This is a genomic window from Aestuarium zhoushanense (genome assembly GCF_056431045.1).
The window spans coordinates 380127-403165 of the sequence record NZ_JBWKMA010000022.1 but is presented as its reverse complement, the minus strand read 5'-3'; the positions used below and the strand labels follow the sequence as shown (position 1 = coordinate 403165).

The following is a 23039-nucleotide window of genomic DNA, read 5'->3' as shown; positions in this document are numbered from 1 at the left end:
TATGCCTATGAATTAAGCGCCCCGCACGGCGTCGTCTTTTCCCTGTCGCGGGCCTCTGTCTAGCTACCCGAGCAAGTGGGGAACGGGATGCTGGACGCAACACATCAGGTCAAATTGCAGCGCGCCAAAGGACGGGTGGTGGCGGGGTTTTCTGGCCCCGACAATCGTCTGCGCGATCTGCATCAGTCTGGTAGCCTGAAGGCGCTACTGCCCCGAAATCATGCGCCTATTCCTGACGTCGTTTTGGTTAATACGGCAGGCGGTTTGACGGGCGGGGATGACTACCGCATCGACATTCACGCCCATGACGGCGCGTCTGCCACCGTCGCCACGCAAACTGCGGAACGGGTTTATAAAGCCTCCCAAGGGGTGGCGCGGATGGATGTCCACCTGACGGCCAAAGGCGGCGCAACGCTCTGCTGGATGCCACAAGAAACCATCCTCTTTGACCAAAGCGCGATTGCCCGCAGGATCACCGCTGACCTTGATGCGGATAGCCGTTTGTTGATCGTCGAACCCGTGATCTTTGGCCGTAAGGCGATGGGCGAAACGCTGCAAACCGTGTCCTTTAGCGACCAGTGGCGCATCCGTGTTGATGGCCGTTTGATCCACGCCGAGGCCACACGCATCACTGGCGATTTCACACAGTATCAGGGGATCGGCTGCCTCAACGGTGCCCGCGCCACGGCGACCATCCTCTATGTTGGCCCCGATGCGATGGACCGTCTGGATGAGGCCCGCGCGCTGGGCGTTCCTGTCTCGGCTTGGGGTGGGAAACTCGTCGTGCGGTTGATGCATGACGACGCCCGCGCCCTGCGCCGCCAACTGACCGAATTTCTACGCAATTTCCGCGGCTGCGATCTGCCCCGCGTTTGGACAATGTAAGGAGGCACGATGAACCTCACTCCTCGTGAAAAAGATAAACTGTTGGTCGCGATGGCTGCCATCGTTGCCCGCAAGCGGCTGGAGCGTGGCGTCAAACTGAACCACCCCGAGGCTATCGCCCTGATCACCGATTTCGTGGTTGAGGGCGCACGGGATGGTCGTTCGGTCGCGGATCTGATGGAGGCGGGCGCTCATGTCGTCACCCGCGAGATGTGCATGGATGGCATCGCCGAGATGATCCACGACGTTCAGGTCGAAGCGACCTTCCCAGACGGGACCAAGCTCGTCACCGTTCACCACCCCATTCGATAAGAGGCGCCCATGATCCCCGGAGAAATCATGCCCAAAGCGGGCGATATCGAACTGAACGCAGGTGCCCCTGTGACGACGCTATTGGTTGCGAACACGGGCGACCGTCCTGTGCAGGTTGGCAGCCATTACCACTTTGCCGAAACCAATCCCGCCCTGTCCTTTGATCGCGAGGCCGCACGCGGTCTGCGTCTCGACATAGCCGCAGGAACCGCCGTGCGGTTTGAACCGGGGCAAGAACGCGAAGTATCCTTGATCCCTTTGTCGGGCGACCGTCGGGTTTTTGGCTTTAACCAACACGTGATGGGAGACCTCTGATGCCCGCAAAAATCTCTCGTGCGACCTATGCTGACATGTTTGGCCCCACTGTCGGGGACCGTGTGCGGCTTGCCGATACGGACCTTATTATCGAGGTCGAACACGACCACACCATCTATGGCGAAGAGGTCAAATTCGGCGGCGGTAAGGTGATCCGCGATGGGATGGGCCAGTCTCAGCGCACCCGCGATCAGGGTGCCGTTGACACCGTCATTACCAATGCGCTGATCGTGGACCATTCGGGGATTTATAAGGCTGACGTTGGCCTGAAAAACGGTCGAATTCATGCGATTGGTAAGGCGGGCAACCCCGACACACAGCCTGGCGTGAATATCATCATCGGCCCCGCGACCGAAGCCATTGCGGGCGAGGGGCGCATCCTCACCGCTGGCGGGATTGACAGCCACATCCACTTTATCGCGCCGCAACAGTTCGACGATGCGCTGCATTCAGGCGTCACGACGATGATCGGCGGCGGCTCTGGTCCTGCGCATGGCACACTGGCGACGACTTGCACGGGCACATGGCACATCGGCCAGATGATGCGGAGCTTTGACGGCTTGGCGATGAACACGGGCATTGCGGGCAAAGGCAACGCCTCGCTCCCTGATCCGATACGCGAAATGGTGCGGGCAGGGGCGTCCTGCCTAAAACTGCACGAGGATTGGGGCACCACACCCGCCGCTATCGACTGCTGCCTGAGTGTCGCGGACGAGATGGACGTTCAGGTGATGATCCACACCGATACGCTCAATGAATCGGGCTTTGTCGAAAACACGGTTGCCGCGATGAAGGGTCGGACCATCCACGCATTCCACACCGAGGGCGCAGGCGGCGGGCACGCGCCTGATATCATCCGCGTGTGTGGCGAACCGAACGTGATCCCGTCCTCCACCAACCCGACGCGCCCCTATACGGTCAACACGCTCGAAGAGCACCTCGACATGCTGATGGTTTGTCACCACCTCGACCAGTCGATCCCAGAGGACGTTGCCTTTGCCGAAAGCCGCATCCGTAAGGAAACCATCGCGGCAGAGGATATCCTCCACGACATGGGCGCGTTTTCGATCATCGCGTCCGACAGTCAGGCGATGGGCCGCGTGGGTGAAGTGCTGATCCGTACATGGCAGACCGCTGACAAAATGCGCAAACAGCGCGGGCGGTTGGCCGAAGAAACAGGCGACAACGACAACACCCGCGTCAAACGTTACATTGCGAAATACACGATCAACCCTGCGATTGCCCACGGTATGTCCCGTCACATCGGCAGCGTTGAGGTCGGCAAGCGCGCTGACCTCGTGCTCTGGAGCCCTGCGTTCTTTGGTGTGAAGCCAGAGATGGTCCTGCTGGGCGGCACCATCGCGGTCGCGCAAATGGGCGATCCGAATGCGTCGATCCCGACACCTCAGCCTGTCTATACTCGCCCGATGTTCGGCAGCTTTGGCGGCGGTTTGACCGCTGGCAGCGTGACCTTTGTGTCCAAAGCCGCGTTTGAGGCAGGCGTGGGCGATGGCCTCGGCAAAGAGGTGATCGCGGTCGAGAATTGCCGCAACATCGGCAAGGCCGACATGGTCCACAACGCGCTGATGCCTAAGGTCGAGGTTGATCCTGAGACGTATGAGGTCCGCGCGAACGGCGAGCTGCTCACCTGTGAACCCGCGAGCGAACTGCCGATGGCGCAGCGCTATTTCTTGTTCTGAGGTGTCCATGCTGACCGAACTCACCCTATCCGCCCGAGAGGTCCGCCGTGGCCCGAACCCGCCCGCGGGGCTGAGCATCACGCTGACTTATGAGGATCGGTTCCTCCGCCGCAAACGGCTGATCACGGATCAGGGGCAGGCGGTTCTGTTGGATTTGGCAGAGACGACCTCGCTCGATCATGGGGATATGCTGGTGCTCGAAGATGGGCGTGGGGTGGCGATTTTCGCAGCACCCGAGGCGCTGATCGAAGTGACAGGCAACGACCTCACCCGCATCGCGTGGCACATCGGCAACCGCCATACGCCCTGCCAGATCGCAGAGGGTCGCCTGTTGATCCGCGAGGATCACGTAATGGCAGATATGCTCATGCGCCTTGGGGCCAACGTCCGCCGCGTCACTGAACCTTTCACCCCCGAAGGCGGCGCCTACGGTCACGGGAGGACACATGGCCACGCCCACTGACCTCCTCACCCTATCACAATGGTTCGGCGCGAATTTCCCCACGGGGGCGTTCGCCTATTCGCACGGGCTTGAGGCGATGGTTGAAAGCGGCGCGGTCACGGACGCAACAACATTCGCCGCGTGGCTGCGGGACGTGTTGAAACGCGGCGCTGGGCGGCAAGACGCGATCCTGTTGTCGTTGGCCTATCGCGGGGAGGCGGGGCAGGTGGCGGAACTGGCACTGGCGCTGAGTGCGACCGCAGAACGGCATCTGGAAACCACTGCGCAGGGACGGGCCTTTGGTGCGGTCGTGGCGGATGTCTGGGGCGGGGCGGCAACCGCATGGCCCTTACCCGTGGTTGCTGGTGCTGCGGCCCAACGCGAAGACCTGCCGTTGTTTGAAACCCTGACCTTTGCCCTGCAATCTTTTGCGGGCAACCTCTGCACCATTGCGGCACGCTGCGTCCCCATCGGTCAGACCGAAGCGCAATCTGTCCTGCGCTCCATCGCTCCAATCATAGAGGCCATCGCCCGCGACGCGCTCACCGCGACCGAGGATGACCTTGGCAGTGCTGCGATGGCTTCTGACCTCGCAGCGATTGCCCACGAAACCCAAAGAACAAGGATTTACCGCACATGACCTCTCCTCATGGCCCATTGCGCGTTGGTATCGGCGGACCCGTTGGTGCCGGAAAAACCACTCTGACCAAGGAGTTGTGCAAACAGCTGGCAAACCGCTGTTCGATGGCGGTGATCACCAATGACATCTACACCCGCGAGGATGCAGAGGCGCTGATGCGGGCGCAGGTTCTCCCTCTCGACCGTATTCGCGGGGTCGAGACGGGCGGTTGTCCGCATACCGCGATCCGCGAGGATGCCTCGATCAACCTCGCCGCTGTGGCCGAACTGAACGAGGCCTTCCCTGACCTCGACCTGATCCTGATTGAGAGCGGCGGTGATAACCTTTCGGCCACGTTCAGTCCTGAACTTGCCGATCTGACGATCTATGTGATCGACACGGCAGCGGGTGATGATATTCCGCGCAAGGGCGGGCCTGCGCTGACGAAATCGGACCTCCTCGTGATCAACAAACGCGACCTTGCGCCCTATGTGGGGGCCGATACGGACCGTATGAACCGCGACGCGACCGAGCACCGTAAGGGTAAACCGTTCCTTTTTGCCGAATTGCGCAACGGGATCGGGCCAAAGGAAATCGCAGAGTTCATCATCCGCGAGGGTGGGATCACTTTGCGGGATGCGGCGGCCTAGCCCATTGATCCCAAAGACGGCTCAGGCTATCGACGGTGCATGACGCCAGACGATATCATCCCGCTCTTCACCCGTGCCGATGGCAGCTTTCTCTGCGCCCGTTGGGGGCGCCCGATTGTGCCTGTCATTTTCGGCGTCGAAGAAGAAACCCTCTCTGTCCTGAAGGGCGCGATTGAGGTCGTTGTCGCGATGTCCGGTCACAAAATGGCCGAGACAGATCCAGAATTGGGCGCGAACCTGATGATCTTTTTCTGCCGTGAGTGGGCGGAAATTTCGGGCGTGCCGAACCTTGAAAAGCTGGTCGATGGGCTGGACAGGATTGTTGCGCGCCTGGAGGCGTCGAACGCCAATCAGTTCCGCACGTTCAAATTCGATAACACGGGCGCGATTTCCGCCTGTGTGGTGTTCATTCGTATGGACGCACAGATGGCGAAACTCCCCGCCGAGGATATCGCGCTGGCGCAGGCTGCGCAGATGCTGCTGACATGGGGTGACGGGGCCTTTGCCACGAAATCGCCGCTGGCGCTGGCCAATGGCGTGACCGTTTTGCGCCCTGACATCGCTGCGGTGATCTCCGCCGCTTATCATCCGGTCCTGCCCGCCTGCGACCGTGATCCAAGCCACGCCTATCGCCTTGCCGCCAGAACGGAGCTGTCATGACCCACCGTTTTACCTGCCGCGTTTACTACGAAGACACCGACCTCGCGGGGATCGTCTACTACGCGAACTACCTGCGGTTCATTGAACGCGCGCGGAGCGAATGGGTCCGTGGGCTTGGCATCGATCAGGCGCGCATGAAAGACGAGGATGGGATCGTCTTTGCCGTGCGTCGTGTTGAGGCCGATTACCTGCATCCGGCGAAATTCGACGACGAACTGACCATCGAAACGACGGTGGATCACATGGGCGGGGCGAGCATGGTTCTGCGTCAGATTGTGACCCGAACGAATGACCCCAAAGCCGCCCCATTGTTCACGGCACTTGTAACACTTGTCGCGATTGGGCGGAACGGAACTGCAGTGCGATTGCCCGCAATCCTGCGGCGTCCGCTGCATTAAATCATATCTTTCCGTGGGTTGTGATCGCTGACCTCTGCCGTCCGCGTATTTCCGCCTGATACAAAGCCGTGATCGGCGGACCCTTGGCAGAATACCCGCATATGCTGTAAAGAGTTATGCAAATCGCGGAACGAACCGCGGCGGCAAACGAGCAGGCAGATGGAAGCAGCAACCGACTACACGATGTGGGCGTTATTCGCCCGCGCGACAATTCTTGTTAAACTCGTCATGATCATGCTGATCATGGCATCGGTCTGGTGTTGGGCGGTGATCGTGGACAAAATCGTCCAATATCGCAAAGCACGCGCCGAGGCTGCCGTCTTTGACCGTTCGTTCTGGTCGGGTGAACCGCTGAACGATCTGTTCGACCAAATCGGCACCAATCCCCAAGGCCCGAGCCAGCGCATTTTCGTTGCTGGTATGCTCGAATGGCAGCGCAGTTTGCGTGGGGACGGTGGGTTCATCGCTAATGCGCATGCGCGGATTGACCGTTCGATGGATGTTGCCATCGCCAAAGAAGCTGCCGCCTTGCAAAAGGGGCTTCCGGTTCTGGCGACCGTGGGGTCTACCGCGCCGTTCGTCGGTCTCTTTGGGACCGTTTGGGGGATCATGAACTCCTTCATCGAAATCGCTGAAGCGCAGACGACCAACCTCGCCGTTGTGGCCCCAGGCATTTCGGAGGCGCTTTTGGCGACAGGTCTGGGCCTTCTGGCCGCGATCCCTGCGGTTATCTTTTATAACAAACTGTCCAACGACAGTGACCACGTCATCGCTGGCTACGAGGCCTTTGCCGACGAATTCTCGACCATCCTTGGTCGTCAGCTGGATAGCTGATCCATGGGTGCGGGTGTCATGAAAAAAGGCGGGGGCGGCGGGTCACGCCGTCGTCGTCGCGTGAGCGGCGGCAATGCCGCCATGTCAGAAATCAACATCACGCCGTTCGTAGACGTGATGTTGGTGCTTCTCATCATCTTTATGGTCGCGGCCCCGTTGATGACGGTGGGCGTGCCTGTTGAGCTTCCGAAAACGCAGGCCAGTGCGCTGCCGACGGACGACGAAGAACCGCTGACGGTGACAATCACCGCAGAGGGTGCCGTTGCCATCCAGAACAGCGAAACTGATGAGGCGGAACTGGTCACCAAACTACAGGCCATCGCGGCAGAGCGGACCTCTGACCGTATCTATCTGCGTGCAGATGGGGCCAACAATTGGGACCGCGTGGCGCATGTCATGGGACTGCTGAACGCGGGCGGATTTTCCAACATCGGTCTTGTGACCGATATCGCAACTCCGGGATCGGGCGGTTAAGGTCGTGAACCTACAACGCTACAGCATCGGCACTTGGGTGTCGGGGATTGGCCATACAGGGTTGATCCTCTGGCTGATTGTTGGCTGGGGCATGAACAACACGCCGATGGATTTCGAAGTGACGCAAGTCTCTGTCGTCTCTGGCGCGGAATACGAGGCGATGGTGGCGGCAACCTCGCCCAACCCTGTCGCTGAACCGATTGGCGAGATGGTGACGCCTGACGTTCCCGTGGATACACCTGCGCCCGTCGTCGAAGAGGTCGCGCCTGTCACGCCAGCGCCGACCCCAGCGCCTGAAGCCCCTGTTGAGGATACGCCACCTCCGCCGCCACCTGCGCGGCCTGAACCTGTTGCGCCTCCTGCGGATACGGTCGTGGAACCGACACCGCCTGAGCAACCCGCTGGTGCCCCTGATATGCCCGTGAGCGATCGCCCTGTTGAGCGTCCGGCGGACCGAGTAGCATCGACCCCAACGCCGCCCCCGCCGCCCGAGGCCGAAGTCTCGCCACAGGCGCAAACAGCTGTTGTTGAGGATGCACCGACCGAGACCACCGATCCGGTGATCGAAGAGCAAACCCCGACCGCGCCCGAAGAAACCGCGACCCGCATCGTATCGCCAGACGAAAAGCCGTCGTCTGCGCCGACATCGACCCCGCGTCCGCCATCGCGTCCGTCGGCGCTTGTCCCGCCAACGCCTGCACCCGCGCAGACACCAGAGCCAGAGACACAAACCGCGCAGACCCCTGCACCCGCAGAGACGCCTGCGCCCAGCACTGACACTGAGGCTGCGAATATCGCTGCGGCCTTGGCTGCGGCCTCGGGTGCTGCGGTGAACGAAGGCCCCGCGACCTCTGGTCCGCCTCTCACTGGTGGCGAAGAGGACGGGTTCCGTCGTGCCGTCAGCAGCTGTTGGGTTGTCGACAACGGTGCCCAGTGGGCGAGCGTCACGGTCACCGTCGGCTTTAGCATGACCCAAGAGGGTAAAGTTGCGGGCGATGTGGAAATGTTGAACTTTACTGGCGGCGATGCAGCTACGGCACGTGCCGCGTTCGAGGCCGCACGCCGTGCGATCCTGCGGTGCCAGTCGTCGGGCTACCCGCTTCCGGCAGATAAATACGAACACTGGAAAGACGTCGAACTGACGTTTGACCCTTCGACAATGAGGCTCCGCTGATGGCTTGCGCGCTTCACTGCTCACGTTTGTTCACGAATTGGCGTCTTTCCGCGTATTTTTCCGATCTTTGTTACGGAAATCTGGTAAAGACAGCGCTAACACCCCAAGGCTGCGACATGCAGGCACATGAGGATACGAATGTTTAAGAAGTTTATGGCCCTTCTGCTGGTGGTTTTTCTGGGCGCACCTGTCGTTGCAGAACCCCTGCGTCTGACCATCACCGATGGTGTCATCGAACCGCTCCCCTACGCGATCCCGACATTCCAAGCGGAGATCGCGGGGTCCGAGGATATGGCCGCGAATATCACTCGTGTGATCGCAGAGGATCTGTCGGGCACGGGGCTGTTCCGTCAAATCCCGTCCTCGGCTTTTATCAGCCAGCACATCTTTGACACCACGCCCGCCTATCCCGATTGGCGCGCCATCAACACCCAAGCCCTGATCACAGGTGCAGTTGCGGTGCAGGGCGGTCAGGTCGTCGTGAAGTTCCGTCTCTATGACGTGTTCACAGGCGCTGAGATGGGCGAGGGGCAGCAGTTGGTCGCTGGTGTCGATGGCTGGCGTCGTCTGGCGCACAAGGTTGCCGATCAGGTCTATTCCCGCATCACGGGCGAGTCCGGCTACTTTGACAGCCGCGTGATCTATGTCGCGGAAAGTGGTCCGAAGGATAACCGCCGCAAGGTCATTTCGATCATGGATTACGATGGGCAGAACCCTCAATCGCTAACCCAAGGCAACTCGTTGGTGCTCGCTCCTCGGTTCTCACCCACGGGTGATCGCGTTCTGTATACCTCTTACGAGTCTGGCAGCCCGCGCATCTATATGCTGAACGTGTCCTCTGCCGTTGCGCAGCCGATCACCACCGCTCCGGGTAACATGGCGTTTTCGCCGCGCTTTAGCCGTGACGGTCAGCGCGTCATCTATTCGCTAGAGACGGGCGGAAACACCGACATCTGGATGACCGATATCGCAACAGGCCAGCACAGCCGCCTGACCAATGCGCCGTCGATCGAAACAGGTCCGTCGCTGTCGCCTGATGGCAGCCAGATCGTATTTGAATCCGACCGTTCGGGCACCCAGCAGCTTTATGTGATGCCAGTGTCTGGCGGTGAACCGCGCCGCATATCCTTTGGCGAAGGGCGCTATGGCACTCCGGTTTGGTCGCCGCGTGGTGACCTTGTTGCCTTTACCAAACAGAACGCGGGTCGTTTCCACATCGGCGTTATGCGCACCGATGGCAGCGAAGAGCGTCTGTTGTCCTCGGCCTCTGGTGGGTTCCTCGATGAAGGTCCGACATGGGCACCCAACGGCCGTGTGATCATGTTCTTCCGCGAAGCGCTCGGCGCGGGCGGTGGTCCATCGCTCTACTCGGTAGATATTTCTGGTCGGAACCTGCGTCAGGTCCCCTCCAATGGTTTCGCATCTGACCCCTCATGGGGCCCGTTGCTTCGCTAATATTATGGACGGATTCCCAATAGGGGTCCGTCCATGCTATACATGACCCAAGAGCAGTCAAAAACAGGATAGAAAATCCATGCAAACCCTTACCAAAGCGGCCCTTATCGTTCTGGCCCTGTCCACCGCCGCCTGTACCCGCCCCGACCGTTTCGGCGCTGGGAACTCAGTCGATCTTAACGCTGCTGGCGGTGCTGGTGGCATCGGCATGTCGGGCCTCGGTGATGTGAACGATCCGACAAGCCCTGCTTATTTCCAGCAAAACGTTGGTGACCGCGTTCTGTTCGCTGTTGACCAGTCGACCCTCTCTGCCGAAGGCCGTGCGGTTCTGGATGGTCAGGCACAGTGGCTGATGACCAACAACGATTACCTCGCTGTGATCGAAGGTCACGCTGACGAACAGGGCACCCGCGAATACAACCTTGCGCTCGGTGCACGTCGTGCGAACGCCGTTTACGAGTATCTGATCTCCAAAGGCATTTCGGCCTCGCGCATCCGCACCATTTCCTATGGTAAAGAACGCCCACTGGCGACCTGCGCATCGGAAAGCTGCTACAGCCAGAACCGCCGCGCTGTGACCGTGATCAGCATCGGCCAACTGGGCTAAGACGACGAACTTTGGGGGCGTGATATGATCCGCAACACTTTCCTTGCCGTGGCTTTGGCCTGTGCGACAGCCGTTCCAGTAGCGGCGCAGGACGCGCAGACCTTGGCCGATGTGCGCCAACAGCTTTCTGCGTTGTATGTTGACGTACAATCGCTGCGGGCTGAACTTTCGGCCACGGGCGGCATGACAGCTGGTGTTGCGGGGGCCACGCCCCTTGATCGTCTGAACGCGATCGAGGCAGAGCTTCAGCGTCTGACCTCGAAGAGCGAAGAACTAGAGTTCCGCATCGGGCAAGTTGTCCGTGACGGCACGAACCGCATTGGCGATCTAGAGTTCCGCCTCTGCGAATTGGAAGAAGGCTGCGATATCGGCGCCTTGGGCGACACACCGACCTTAGGTGGCGTTGATGTGGCCCCTGTCGCACCGCAGCCTGCGCCAACGACCTCGATCGAACCGCAGCTCGCTATCGGTGAACAGGCCGATTTTGAGGCCGCGCAAACCATGATGGAAGAGGGCGATTTCGCTGGTGCTGCCATCGCGTTTGACAACTTTACCGCCGCATACCCGGGTAGCCCGCTAAGTCAGCAGGCCCATTACCTGCGCGGTGAATCCTATGAGAGCCTTGGCGAAATGACCAACGCTGCACGCGCCTACCTGTCGGCATTCTCTGCCGATCAAACGGGCGAAGGTGCTGCGGACGCGCTGTTCAAACTGGGCTTCTCGCTTGGCGCAATTGGGCAGACGCAGGACGCTTGCGTGACGCTTCAGCAGGTTGGGAACAAATTCCCCAATAGCGAAGCGGCCTTGGATGCGCAGAGCGCGATGCGCAACTTCGGATGTTCCTAAACCCTGAATGGTTGATGCAGCAGGGCGAAGATGCCATGCTGCTGCATCAGGTGCATTCGGCCTATTCTGACCATCCATCTCATATTGCGGTGGCGGTATCTGGCGGCGGGGACTCCGTCGCCCTTTTGCATTTGGCCTATCGCGTTGCAACGCAGACGGGGCAAACGCTCTCTGCTGTGACCGTTGATCATGGGCTAAGGGCGGAGTCCGCGGCAGAGGCCGCGACTGTCGCCCAGTTTTGCCAAACGCTGAACATTCCCCACACCACCCTGCACTGGAACGGCACAGAAGCCCAAGGCAACCTCATGGCCGCTGCCCGTGACGCGCGGTATCAACTGATCGGCGATTGGGCCAAATCCAACGGGATCGGGCATGTTATGCTGGGCCACACCCGTGATGACGAGGCAGAGACGTTTCTTATGCAGCTTGGCCGCGGGGCAGGGGTGGATGGCCTGTCGGCGATGGATTGGCGGCCGCATCGGTTGGGTATTCACTGGGGCAGGCCGCTGCATCAATCCATGCGATCTGAACTGCGCGACTACCTGACCCGTCAAGGGATCGAGTGGATCGACGATCCAACCAACGAAAACCCGAAATACCTTCGTAGCCGTATTCGCGCAGCGATGCCGCAACTGGCTGATCTGGGCCTGACCGTTGATGCCATCGCGACCAGCGCCTTTAACCAAAAGATGGCTCGCGCCGCACTCGACCACTACGCCGCGAAAGAAGCCGATACTCACCTGACCATTCAGAACGGCGATGTGATCCTGCCGCGTGACCTCGACCATCTGATGGTGCCGCAAGACATCCAACGCAGACTCTGGCTCGCGGCTGTGATGTGGATCGGCGGCGGAGATCATGCGCCACGGCAAAGCGGTCTGTCGCAGATCACCCACGCCATCCGCGACGGGCGCGATGTGACGCTGAACGGCTGCGCGATCCTCGTGAAACGGGACCACATCCGCTTTACCCGAGAACTGAACGCTGTGCGTGATCTGCGGTGCTCCACCACCGAAATCTGGGACGGACGCTGGCAACTGACGGGTCCTCACGCGCCCGATCTGCACATTTCAGCCGTTGGTGAAGAGGGGATTCGCCTCTGTTCCGACTGGAGAGCCTCTGGTTTCCCACGTCCGTCGATTATTTCTTCGCCCGCTGTTTGGCGCTCAAACACCATAATAGCAGCGCCATTGGCAGGTTTCGGCACAGAATGGACCGCGCAGATCGTCGCGCCATTCAGTATGGGTAAGAACGTCCATTGAACCTCCTCGTTTGATCCCTATTTTAAGGTACAAATCTGACTTGCCGTAATGCAGGTCGGGAACGTCAAAGGAGTCCCCCTTGGGCAACGCACGCAATATCGTATTTTGGGTCGTCCTGTTTTTGCTGGTCGTCTCGCTCTTCAATGTTTTCTCGTCTGGTTCGTCGAGCCTGCAATCCACTCAGCGGAGCTATTCCGAATTCATCCAAGCGGTGAATGACGGCAGCGTCCAAAAGGTAACGCTGGATGGCGAACGTGTCCTCTACACCGGAACTGACAACCGCGAATACGTCGCGATCCGTCCGACCGATGCGCAGGTCACAGACATGTTGATCGCACGCGATATTCCGGTGACCGCAGATGCGCAGGAACAATCCACGTTCCAAGCTGTGCTGCTGAGCCTTCTGCCCTTTGTTCTACTGATCGGCGTCTGGATTTATTTCATGAACCGAATGCAGGGCGGTGGCCGTGGTGGTGCGATGGGCTTTGGCAAATCCAAGGCGAAACTGCTCACTGAAAAGCATGGCCGCGTGACCTTTGATGACGTGGCTGGCATTGATGAGGCCAAAGAAGAACTGCAAGAGATCGTAGAGTTCCTGCGCAACCCGCAGAAATTCAGCCGCCTCGGTGGTAAGATCCCCAAAGGTGCGCTTCTCGTTGGCCCTCCGGGTACAGGTAAAACGCTTCTGGCACGCGCAATCGCGGGCGAGGCCGGCGTTCCGTTCTTCACCATCTCTGGTTCTGACTTTGTTGAAATGTTCGTTGGTGTGGGTGCATCCCGCGTCCGCGACATGTTCGAACAGGCGAAAAAGAACGCACCCTGCATCGTGTTCATCGACGAGATCGATGCTGTTGGTCGTGCGCGTGGCGTTGGCATGGGCGGCGGCAACGACGAACGTGAACAGACGCTCAACCAGTTGCTCGTTGAGATGGACGGCTTTGAAGCGAACGAGGGCGTGATCATCGTTGCGGCAACCAACCGCCGTGACGTGCTCGACCCTGCGCTGCTGCGTCCGGGCCGTTTTGACCGTCAGGTCACTGTTCCGAACCCAGACATCAAAGGCCGCGAGAAAATCCTCGGCGTCCATGCTAAGAAAACCCCGCTCGGCCCCGATGTTGATCTGCGCATCATCGCACGCGGCACCCCTGGGTTCTCTGGTGCGGACCTCGCCAACCTCGTGAACGAAGCGGCCCTGACCGCTGCCCGCGTTGGTCGCCGCTTTGTCACTATGATCGACTTTGAAAACGCTAAGGACAAAGTCATGATGGGCGCGGAACGTCGTTCTATGGTTCTGACCCCCGATCAAAAAGAGAAAACCGCCTATCACGAGGCTGGCCACGCTGTTGTTGGTCTGTCGCTGCCTGAATGTGACCCCGTCTACAAGGCGACGATCATTCCGCGTGGCGGTGCCTTGGGCATGGTTGTGTCTCTGCCAGAGATCGACCGCCTGAACTGGCACAAGGCTGAATGTCAGCAAAAACTCGCGATGACGATGGCGGGTAAAGCGGCTGAGATCATAAAATACGGCGCTGACAACGTATCGAACGGCCCCGCAGGTGACATCCAGCAAGCCAGCCAACTGGCGCGTGCGATGGTTCTGCGTTGGGGTATGTCGGACAAGATCGGTAACGTGGATTATTCCGAGGCCGCTGATGGCTACACGGGTAACACCGCCGGCTTCTCTGTCTCGGCCCACACCAAAGAAGCGATCGAAGAAGAAGTTCGCCAGTTCATTCAGGACGGCTATGACACCGCGTTCCGCATTCTGACCGAAAAGAATGAGGAATGGGAACGTCTGGCCCAAGGCCTGCTGGAATACGAAACCCTCACGGGCGAAGAAATCCAACGCGTCATGAAAGGCGAACCGCCCCAAGGCAACGGCGACGACGATGCAGGCAATGCGCCGTCCGTGGTCGCGATGCCCAAGGCAGGCAAGGCTCGCAAGCCCAAAGACGACGGGCTAGAGCCGGAGCCTACCGCTTGAGCGGAAAGCTAAAGAACGACTGGAACCCCGAAACCTATTCAAGGTTTCGGGGTTTGCGTTTGCGCCCCGCGATTGACCTGCTGCAACAGATCAGCGGCGAAGTTGATGGCGACATCATCGACCTCGGTTGCGGGAACGGCGCCGTTGGCGAACCGCTCGCGGAACGTTTCGCAGGTCACAAAATCATTGGCGTCGATGCTTCTGAAGCGATGCTGGTGCAGGCGTCAGAAACTCGCGCCTATGACGACCTCGTTCATGCGCACATCGACCATTGGCAACCCGCCCGTCCACCTGCGGTAATCTTTTCCAACGCGGCGCTGAACTGGCTGGGCGATCATCAGACGCTGATGCCGCGGCTTGCGGGGCAACTGGCAGAGGGCGGTATCCTCGCTGTGCAAATGCCGGGACAGCACAACGGCCCGTCCCATGCGCTCGCCCGAGAAATCGCGGTCGAGATGTTCCCAGACCGCTTTGCCAACGGCGGCTGGAATACGGATGTTCTGGACCCAGCGGCCTACCACCGCATCCTGTCTCGCCTCGGCACTGTCACCGCGTGGGAGACGACCTACCTCCAGCCGCTCGCTGCCGTGGACGATGGCCATCCCGTGCGTCATTTCACCCAGTCCACCTACCTGCGCCCGATCCTCGATAAACTCGATGCGGACGAACAGGCCAGCTACCTTGCGGCCTATGAGGCTGGGTTAGCTGTGGCCTATCCTCTTTTGCCCAACGGCGGCGTTTTATTCCCGTTCCGCCGTATCTTCTTTGTTTTGGAAACGTAAATGCCCGCTCTGATTAAAACCAAATATTCTGGAACGATTACTCATCTTGGCTACATGCCCACGCTGTCGGATGGCACGGTCACGTCTCATGCTGTCGATCAGATGGCGATGGACTTCGGGGGCTATGACAAGGACGCCCACTACGGCCTTACGCGCCCGTCGTGCAGCCGTGTGACCCAGCAGTATCCCAAAGGCACCGACATTCGAAACACCCGTCAAATCTCGATCCTCTCCGCCAATGAGATGGCAGAGATTGCTGCCGACCTCGGGCTAGAGGCGCTGGACCCGCTATGGCTCGGCGCGACCATTGTGATCGAAGGTATCCCTGATTTTTCCCACATCCCGCCGTCCTCGCGTCTACAGTGCGAACGCACTGGCCTGACGCTGACGGTCGATATGCAAAACCGCCCCTGTCACATCGTGGCTAAGACCATCGAAGAGGCAGAGCCGGGCCATGGGAAAACCTTCAAAAGTGCTGCAAATGGCAAACGTGGTGTGACCGCTTGGGTCGAACGGATCGGAGAGATTCAGGTCGGCGATCAACTCACGTTGCACGTCCCAGATCAACGCGCGTGGGCCCCTTAGGTTTCCGATCGGCAACCGCGCTTTCCCCTTGGCGGCGATTTCAAGGCTGAAAAGGTCGGAAACGCATACATCCCCCACTTCCTCCCGCGATAGCCTTGCCGCAAATAACAGGGAAGAGGAATGACCCGTGACCTTCAAGACTGACATTCAGATTGCCCGTGAGGCGAATAAGAAACCGATCCAAGAGATCGGTGCCATCCTTGGTATCGAGTCCGCTGATTTGATCCCATATGGTCACGATAAGGCAAAAGTCTCTTCTCGTTTTGTAGAAGAGGTCAAATCCCGCAAGAACGGTAAACTGATCCTCGTCACTGCGATCAACCCGACCCCTGCGGGCGAAGGTAAGACCACCACGACCGTAGGTCTGGGCGATGGTCTGAACCGTATCGGTCAGAAAGCTGCGATCTGTATCCGCGAAGCGTCTCTCGGGCCGAACTTCGGGATGAAGGGTGGCGCGGCTGGTGGCGGTTACGCGCAGATCGTTCCGATGGAGGACATGAACCTCCACTTCACGGGCGACTTCCACGCGATCACCTCGGCGCACAACCTTCTGTCGGCAATGATCGACAACCACATCTACTGGGGCAACGAGCTCGAGATCGACGAACGTCGTGTGTCGTGGCGCCGCGTCCTGGACATGAACGACCGCGCACTGCGTGACACCGTAACCTCGCTCGGTGGTGTGTCGAACGGCTTCCCGCGTCAGACGGGCTTTGACATCACCGTAGCCTCCGAGGTTATGGCGATCCTCTGCCTCGCAAACGACATCGACGACCTTCAGGAACGTCTGGGTTCGATGATCGTGGCTTACCGTCGCGACCGCACCCCGATCTACTGCCGCGACATCAAAGCGGACGGCGCAATGACTGTTCTGCTCAAGGACGCGATGCAGCCGAACCTCGTTCAAACGCTCGAAAACAACCCTGCTTTCGTGCACGGCGGACCGTTCGCAAACATCGCGCACGGCTGTAACTCTGTTGTTGCAACCACCACTGCGCTGAAACTCGCAGACTACGTTGTAACGGAGGCTGGTTTCGGTGCTGACCTCGGCGCTGAAAAGTTCATGAACATCAAATGCCGCAAGGCTGGCCTCGCACCTGACGCAGTTGTTGTCGTGGCAACCGTTCGCGCGATGAAAATGAACGGCGGCGTAGCGAAAGCGGACCTCGGCGCGGAAAACGTTGCAGCGGTCGAAAAGGGCTGTCCGAACCTTGGCCGTCACATCGCCAACGTGAAATCCTTTGGCGTGCCTGTTGTCGTTGCGATCAACCACTTCGTCACCGACACCGAGGCCGAAATCCAAGCGGTTAAAGACTACGTTGCGAAACAAGGCGCCGAAGCCATCCTGTCGACCCACTGGGCTGACGGCGGCAAAGGTGCAGAAGCACTGGCACATAAGGTCGTGCAACTGGCGAACTCTGGCGCGGCACACTTTGCGCCGCTCTATCCTGATGAAATGCCTTTGTTCCAAAAGATCGAAACCATCGCAAAACGCATCTACCATGCGGACGAAGTTCTCGCGGACAAGAAAATCCGCGACCAACTGCGCGAATGGGAAGACGCAGGCTACGGCAACCTGCCGGTCTGTATGGCAAAGACACAATATTCGTTCTCAACGGACCCGAACCTGCGTGGCGCTCCGACCGGACATAGCGTTCCGATCCGCGAAGTGCGCCTGTCTGCCGGTGCTGGTTTCGTTGTAGTGATCTGCGGTGAGATAATGACCATGCCCGGTCTCCCGCGTGTGCCGAGTGCGGAAAACATTCGCATTGGTGACAATGGGCAGGTTGAGGGGCTGTTCTGATCAGGGTAACGGGTCAGCAACGCCACCAATTGAAAAAGAGGGGAGCCGTATGTCGGCAACTGTGATTGACGGAAAGGCCTTTGCGGCCTCAGTGCGCGAAAAAGTGGCGGGTCATGTGGCCCGCCTGAAAGAAGAGCAAGGGATCGTGCCGGGCCTTGCTGTGGTGTTGGTTGGCGAAGATCCCGCGAGCCAAGTCTACGTGCGCTCTAAGGGCAAACAGACCGTCGAAGTCGGTATGAAGTCGTTTGAATATAAACTGCCTGATACCACGACCGAAGACGAACTGTTGGCCGTCATCGACAAACTGAACAATGATCCGCAGGTTCACGGGATCTTGGTTCAGTTGCCGCTGCCGTCGCATATGAACTCTGACCTCGTGATCAACGCGATTGATCCGGCAAAGGACGTGGACGGTTTCCACATCTCGAACGTCGGTCTGTTGGGCACGGGGCAGAAATCGATGGTGCCGTGCACGCCGCTCGGCTGTCTGATGATGCTGCGCGATCACCACGGATCGCTGTCGGGTCTGAACGCTGTTGTAATCGGTCGTTCGAACATCGTTGGTAAACCAATGGCGCAGCTGCTGCTGGGCGATAGCTGCACCGTCACCATCGCGCACAGCCGCACCAAAGACATCGAAGCTGTCGTCCGTCAGGCCGACATCGTTGTCGCGGCGGTTGGCCGTCCTGAAATGGTCACAGGCGACTGGATCAAGCCGGGTGCGACCGTCATCGACGTGGGCATCAACCGCATTGATGCAGGCGAAGGCAAAACCCGTCTGGTTGGCGATTGCCACTATGACAGCTGCGCTGAAGTTGCTGGGGCGATCACCCCCGTTCCAGGTGGCGTTGGCCCGATGACCATTGCGTGCCTTCTGGCGAACACCGTGACCGCATGTTGCCGTGCGAACGGTCTGCCAGAGCCCAAAGGCCTGACTGCTTAAAACCAATAGCCCTTGCCGTGATTACGGCAGGGGCACCACCAAGGCCCGCGGTCCCGTCAGTACCGCAAACGCCCGCGCCGCAAAGAGATCCCTGATCGGGGATTTGACCGCAGGAATCCCACCCGTGTAGGTCCCGAAGGCAGGCATAATCAGTCGATTTTCATCATAGACGAAACAGGCCCGCGCAGGTCCGCTGAGGCTGTGTTTCGGATGATAGTGGCCCGACACTTCGGCCTGTGCCCCATTTTCCGCGATGTGGCGGAAGGTCAGCGATCCCGCCGTCACTTCGTCCACATATTCGCCGCCCAACTCGACTGGCCCCGCATCGTGGTTCCCCGCGATCCAGACCCATTCGCGCCCCGCCTGCATCCGCGCAAGCCACAGTTTTTCCGCATCGGGCATATGTTCGATCGCCTCAACATCGTCGAAGCTATCGCCCAGACAAATCACCCGCGCAGGCAACACTTCATCCAACACAGCATCCAACCGCGTCAGCGTATCGCGCGTGTCAAAGGGCGGCAGCAGTCCGCGCCCCTTGCGGGCAAAGCGTTCGGACTTGCACAGGTGCAGGTCCGACACGACCAGAGTGTTATGATCGGCCAACCACAACGCGCCATCGGCACGCGCGGTCAGTTGGGTGTCACAGAGGGAAAAAACGTGATGCGTCATGCCTGCGTCTTTGGCCGCCGCGGGGAAATGCGTCAAGTGGACTTAGCCCAATCCCGCCTCTTTCATCAGGGCCTCGGCGCGTTCAGCCTCGAGCCGTTCGCGGGCGACCCCTTGGACGGGTATTTTTCCGACCTCTAACAGCAACGGCGCTGCCAGTGGCGGCAGACGGTCGAGCGCGAGATGATCTATCCGTCCGCTCGTCCGTGTCAGCATTTCCTCAATCCGTCCAAAATCGACCAAACCGCGCATGGCCTCTTCGCGGGTGATGCGCAGCATCAGGTGGTCAGGGTCGTATTTCGCTAGCGTGTCGTAGAGGATATCGGACGACACCGTTGCCTGCCGCCCCGTCTTTTTCGACTGCGGCGTGTTGCGCATCATCAGCATGGCGATGGTGGCCGCCGTGCGGAACGTTCGCTTCATCACCATGTTCGATTGAAGCCACCGATCACGCCCTTCGCGCAGTCCGTCTGCGGTGAGGAGGGGTGCGACATCCTCAACAGGGTCCAGGCCCCAGACAAGCGTCGCATAATCCGTCGCGACAAAGCCCAAAGGTGCGAGGCCCGCTTCTTCCATCCGTTGCGTCAGGATGAGGCCCAGAGTCTGCTGCGCATTCCTTCCCGCAAAGCCGTAGACGCACATGAACTGCCGCCCGTCATGCGGAAATGTCTCGACCAGCAGCCGATCCGCGCGGGGCAGGTGCGAGACCTCCCGCTGGAGGTGCAGCCATTCCGCCGTGTGACGGGGCAACTCGGGCCAATCGGTCTGCTGGAACATCGCCAAAACGCGGGCTGAAAGCTGGGTCGATGTGGCGAACTTTGTCCCGTTGAACACCGCCACACGCGGGTTCTGTGCGGCAGAGCGCGTGACCTCCACCACCATTTCTTTGATCCCTTGATAGCGGACGATTTGCCCGCCGATCAGGAAGGTATCCCCTGCGGTTAGGGTTGCGGCAAAGCTCTCTTCGACCTCGCCCAGCGGTTTGCCCGCACCCCGCATCCGCACCTTCAGTGTCTCGGTGTCCTGAATGGTGCCGATGTTCATGCGGATCGATTGCGCAGCCCGTGGATCGCGAAGCTGCCAGAGCCCGTTCCGCTCCATCAACCGTTGCCATTTGTCATAGGCCCGCAGCGCATAACCGCCCGTCGCCACGAAATCCAAACAGTCGTCGAACGCCGCTCGCGAAAGCCCCGCATAGGCGCCAACGGATTTGACCTCGTGAAACAGCTCTGTCGCATCAAACGGCCCTGCACAGGCGCGGATCAGGATGTGCTGGCACAGAACGTCACGCGGTCCGTCGCCTTTGGGGTCGCCATCCAGATCATGATCCCGTGCGGCGGCAAGGGCTGCAACACACTCGATCACCTCGAACCTATTCGCAGGAACCAAGAGCGCCTTGGACGGCGCGTTATACCGGTGATTGGCCCGACCGATCCGCTGGATCAACCGTTTCACGTTCTTGGGTGCGCCGACCTGAATGACGAGATCGACGTTGCCCCAATCGATCCCCAGATCAAGGCTCCCCGTGCAGACCACCGCCCGCAAATCCCCGCGCACCATCGCCGCCTCAACCGCATCGCGCTGATCCCGCGAGAGGCTCCCGTGGTGGATGCCAATCGGCAAATCATCCGTATTGGCGAGCCAGAGGTTGTGAAAGAATATCTCTGCCTGCGCCCTTGTGTTGTGGAAAATCAGCGTGGTTTTGTGTCGTTTGACTTCTTCCAACACCGCTGGGATCGCATAGCTCGCACCCCCTCCAGCCCAAGGCGGCGGGGCGTCTGTGACCAACATCCCAATGTCAGGCGCAGGCCCTGGGTCCGCATTGAGGATCGCGCAGCCAGTGGGGGACAGTTCCCGTGCGAGGGCCGCAGGGTCCTCAACGGTCGCCGACAGACCCACGCGCCGCAGGTCAGGGCACATCGCCTCTAGCCGCGAGAGGGCCAGCATCAACTGATCGCCGCGTTTGCTCTCTGACAGGGCGTGGATTTCATCGACGATCACGCGTTTCAGGCCGCGAAACATCCGATGCGCGTCTTCATACGAGGTCAGCAGCGCAAGGCTCTCTGGCGTGGTCAGCAGGATATGCGGTGGGTCCACTCGCTGCCGTTTCTTGAGCGTGGCACTGGTGTCGCCCGTCCGATCCTCAATACGGATCGGTAATCCCATATCCTCAACGGGCCGCCGCAGGTTCCGCCCGATGTCCGCCGCCAATGCCTTGAGCGGAGAGATGTAGAGCGTATGCAGGCCCTCGTGCGCGCCATCTGCCAGTTCCACCAAGCTCGGCAAAAAGCCTGCAAGCGTCTTACCGCCGCCCGTCGGGGCAATCAGCAGCAACGCCTTTTCCGACGCCCGCTCCAGCATGTCGCGCTGATGCGGGTGGATCTGCCAGCCACGGCTGGCGAACCAATCATCGAAAACTTGGGGTAGGGCGGTCATACGGCCAATCTGCCTTGGTTCGAGGCCACGTCAACCCCAGCAACAGCTTAGAGCGCCGATGGTCTCGCATTTGCGCGGTCCGCAAGCTCTGCGCGGATTTCATCGCTGTGCTCCCCACGGTGCGGAATGGCGACGGGCGACCATGCGGGTTGGCCTGAAAACCGTGGCGCTGGGGCAGCTTGCAGGGTTCCGTCAACCTCGTGCCACGTATCCCGCGCAGCGTTCAACGGATGCGCCATCGCCTCTTCTGGGCTGAGGATAGGGGCCACGCAGGCATCCGTTCCCGCAAAAACAGCGGCCCAGTCGTCACGGCTGCGCGTCGCGAAAATCCCTGTCAGTCGGTCGGTCAGATTGGGCCACGCGTCACGATTGAATTGGTCCTGAAACGCGGGATCATCGCCCAACCCAAGAAGGTCGAGGAAGATCGCGTAGAATTTCGGCTCTAGGCACTGGACGCCAATAAACCCACCGTCGGCGCAGCGATAGGTTCGGCTCCAATGCGGCCCGTCCAAAAGGCCCTGCCCACGGGTGGTTGGGAACATGCCCGACTGTCGCAAAGTCATCAGAAGGTTCATCATATGCGCCGTGCCGTCATAGATCGCGGCATCGACAACGGTGCCTTGCCCCGTGGCGCGGGCCTTGAGGATGGCGGCCAGCATACCGACGGCCAGATACATCGCACCGCCGCCAATATCGCCAACCAAGGTCGGGGGCGTCATCGGCTGCGCCCCTGTTTCGCCCGCATACCACGCGCCGCCCGCCAAAGAGATGTAGTTCAGGTCATGACCCGCCGTATGCGCCAGTGGTCCGTCTTGGCCCCAGCCCGTCATGCGCCCGAACACCAGTGCTGGGTTCACCTGATGACAAACCTCTGGCCCAAGGCCGAGTTTCTCCATCACGCCGGGGCGGAACCCTTCGATGAGGCCGTCCGCGCTCGCCACCAGTTGAAGCGCGGTCGCCACATCGTCAGGCGACTTGAGGTCGAGAGCGATAGACCGTTTCCCACGGTCCAGAACGGCGCGTTCGGGCATCCCCGGTGTCACGCCGCCGCCCTTACGGTGAATGACGATCACATCAGCGCCAAGATCGGCCAAGAGCATCGCGGCAAAGGGACCGGGGCCAAGCCCTTCGATTTCGATAATCCGCACGCCATCCAACATCATCGCTGGCTCCTCTCCACCTAAATGTCCCCCAAGTAAAGTTATG

General features: G+C 59.9%; 24 protein-coding genes. 21 read left to right on the top strand and 3 right to left on the bottom strand.

All coding sequences use genetic code 11. The features are described from left to right. Nucleotides 1-87: 87 nt before the first annotated feature. The 21 genes from AC07ED_RS09435 to folD all read left to right on the top strand — a co-directional run bounded on the left by AC07ED_RS09435 (nt 88) and on the right by folD (nt 18731). Nucleotides 88-885: an urease accessory protein UreD gene (locus AC07ED_RS09435; protein WP_105235561.1), complete on the top strand. Its 798-nt coding sequence runs from the start codon at nt 88-90 to the stop codon at nt 883-885. Between the two features lie 9 nt (nt 886-894). Next, complete coding sequence (locus tag AC07ED_RS09430) at nt 895-1197, top strand: urease subunit gamma (RefSeq protein WP_105235560.1); 303 nt, start codon at nt 895-897, stop codon at nt 1195-1197. 9 nt (nt 1198-1206) lie between these two features. Beyond that, entirely contained in the window at nt 1207-1512 is a 306-nt protein-coding gene (locus AC07ED_RS09425) for an urease subunit beta (protein ID WP_105235559.1), read from the top strand. Then, entirely contained in the window at nt 1512-3212 is a 1701-nt protein-coding gene (gene ureC / locus AC07ED_RS09420; RefSeq protein ID WP_105235558.1) for an urease subunit alpha, read from the top strand. Before AC07ED_RS09425 ends, ureC begins: the two co-directional genes overlap by 1 nt. Before the next feature lie 7 nt (nt 3213-3219). Continuing rightward, the gene (locus AC07ED_RS09415) at nt 3220-3675 is read left to right on the top strand and encodes an urease accessory protein UreE (RefSeq protein ID WP_105235557.1); all 456 of its coding nucleotides are present in this window, start codon (nt 3220-3222) and stop codon (nt 3673-3675) included. Beyond that, entirely contained in the window at nt 3659-4294 is a 636-nt protein-coding gene (locus AC07ED_RS09410; protein WP_105235556.1) for an urease accessory protein UreF, read from the top strand. The genes AC07ED_RS09415 and AC07ED_RS09410 overlap by 17 nt, the downstream gene beginning before the upstream one ends. Then, nucleotides 4291-4923, top strand: coding sequence for an urease accessory protein UreG (gene ureG, locus AC07ED_RS09405; protein ID WP_105235555.1), 633 nt, complete (start codon nt 4291-4293; stop codon nt 4921-4923). Before AC07ED_RS09410 ends, ureG begins: the two co-directional genes overlap by 4 nt. A 39-nt stretch (nt 4924-4962) precedes the next feature. Then, nucleotides 4963-5583, top strand: a complete 621-nt coding sequence (locus AC07ED_RS09400; protein WP_105235554.1) for a hypothetical protein — start codon at nt 4963-4965, stop codon at nt 5581-5583. Further along, a complete protein-coding gene (ybgC, locus tag AC07ED_RS09395) occupies nt 5580-5981 on the top strand; it encodes a tol-pal system-associated acyl-CoA thioesterase (protein WP_105235553.1) in 402 nt (133 codons plus the stop codon). Before AC07ED_RS09400 ends, ybgC begins: the two co-directional genes overlap by 4 nt. 159 nt (nt 5982-6140) lie before the next feature. Beyond that, nucleotides 6141-6815, top strand: a complete 675-nt coding sequence (tolQ, locus tag AC07ED_RS09390; RefSeq protein ID WP_211096399.1) for a protein TolQ — start codon at nt 6141-6143, stop codon at nt 6813-6815. 3 nt (nt 6816-6818) lie between these two features. After that, complete coding sequence (gene tolR / locus AC07ED_RS09385; RefSeq protein ID WP_067549661.1) at nt 6819-7289, top strand: protein TolR; 471 nt, start codon at nt 6819-6821, stop codon at nt 7287-7289. A gap of 4 nt (nt 7290-7293) precedes the next feature. Continuing rightward, a complete protein-coding gene (locus AC07ED_RS09380) occupies nt 7294-8463 on the top strand; it encodes an energy transducer TonB (protein WP_105235552.1) in 1170 nt (389 codons plus the stop codon). A gap of 138 nt (nt 8464-8601) precedes the next feature. After that, nucleotides 8602-9918: a Tol-Pal system beta propeller repeat protein TolB gene (gene tolB, locus AC07ED_RS09375; protein WP_105235551.1), complete on the top strand. Its 1317-nt coding sequence runs from the start codon at nt 8602-8604 to the stop codon at nt 9916-9918. Nucleotides 9919-9997: 79 nt separating this feature from the next. Then, nucleotides 9998-10525 carry a peptidoglycan-associated lipoprotein Pal gene (pal, locus tag AC07ED_RS09370; RefSeq protein WP_105235550.1) on the top strand — a complete coding sequence of 176 codons (528 nt, stop codon included), beginning with the start codon at nt 9998-10000 and terminating at the stop codon, nt 10523-10525. Nucleotides 10526-10549: 24 nt separating this feature from the next. Then, on the top strand, nt 10550-11371 hold the full coding sequence (gene ybgF / locus AC07ED_RS09365; protein WP_105235549.1) for a tol-pal system protein YbgF: 822 nt from the start codon (nt 10550-10552) through the stop codon (nt 11369-11371). Then, nucleotides 11362-12633 carry a tRNA lysidine(34) synthetase TilS gene (tilS, locus tag AC07ED_RS09360; RefSeq protein WP_105235548.1) on the top strand — a complete coding sequence of 424 codons (1272 nt, stop codon included), beginning with the start codon at nt 11362-11364 and terminating at the stop codon, nt 12631-12633. The genes ybgF and tilS overlap by 10 nt, the downstream gene beginning before the upstream one ends. Before the next feature lie 79 nt (nt 12634-12712). Continuing rightward, nucleotides 12713-14617 carry an ATP-dependent zinc metalloprotease FtsH gene (gene ftsH, locus AC07ED_RS09355; RefSeq protein ID WP_105235547.1) on the top strand — a complete coding sequence of 635 codons (1905 nt, stop codon included), beginning with the start codon at nt 12713-12715 and terminating at the stop codon, nt 14615-14617. Next, entirely contained in the window at nt 14614-15399 is a 786-nt protein-coding gene (locus AC07ED_RS09350) for a methyltransferase domain-containing protein (RefSeq protein ID WP_245918062.1), read from the top strand. The genes ftsH and AC07ED_RS09350 overlap by 4 nt, the downstream gene beginning before the upstream one ends. Beyond that, nucleotides 15400-15984 (top strand): MOSC domain-containing protein, encoded by a 585-nt coding sequence (locus tag AC07ED_RS09345; protein WP_105235546.1) that lies wholly within the window; start codon nt 15400-15402, stop codon nt 15982-15984. It begins immediately after the preceding gene. A 127-nt stretch (nt 15985-16111) separates the two neighbouring features. Continuing rightward, entirely contained in the window at nt 16112-17788 is a 1677-nt protein-coding gene (locus AC07ED_RS09340; protein WP_105235545.1) for a formate--tetrahydrofolate ligase, read from the top strand. Between the two features lie 49 nt (nt 17789-17837). Beyond that, the gene (folD, locus tag AC07ED_RS09335; RefSeq protein ID WP_067549642.1) at nt 17838-18731 is read left to right on the top strand and encodes a bifunctional methylenetetrahydrofolate dehydrogenase/methenyltetrahydrofolate cyclohydrolase FolD; all 894 of its coding nucleotides are present in this window, start codon (nt 17838-17840) and stop codon (nt 18729-18731) included. Between the two features lie 21 nt (nt 18732-18752). Here folD and pdeM read toward each other — a convergent pair whose 3' ends face one another. The 3 genes from pdeM to AC07ED_RS09320 are packed head-to-tail and all read right to left on the bottom strand — an operon-like array spanning nt 18753 to nt 22993. Beyond that, on the bottom strand, nt 18753-19400 hold the full coding sequence (gene pdeM, locus AC07ED_RS09330; protein ID WP_105236377.1) for a ligase-associated DNA damage response endonuclease PdeM: 648 nt from the start codon (nt 19398-19400) through the stop codon (nt 18753-18755). Nucleotides 19401-19442: 42 nt separating this feature from the next. Next, nucleotides 19443-21833, bottom strand: a complete 2391-nt coding sequence (locus AC07ED_RS09325) for a ligase-associated DNA damage response DEXH box helicase (RefSeq protein WP_105235544.1) — start codon at nt 21831-21833, stop codon at nt 19443-19445. A gap of 47 nt (nt 21834-21880) precedes the next feature. After that, the gene (locus AC07ED_RS09320; RefSeq protein WP_105236376.1) at nt 21881-22993 is read right to left on the bottom strand and encodes a CaiB/BaiF CoA transferase family protein; all 1113 of its coding nucleotides are present in this window, start codon (nt 22991-22993) and stop codon (nt 21881-21883) included. Nucleotides 22994-23039 lie beyond the last annotated feature (46 nt).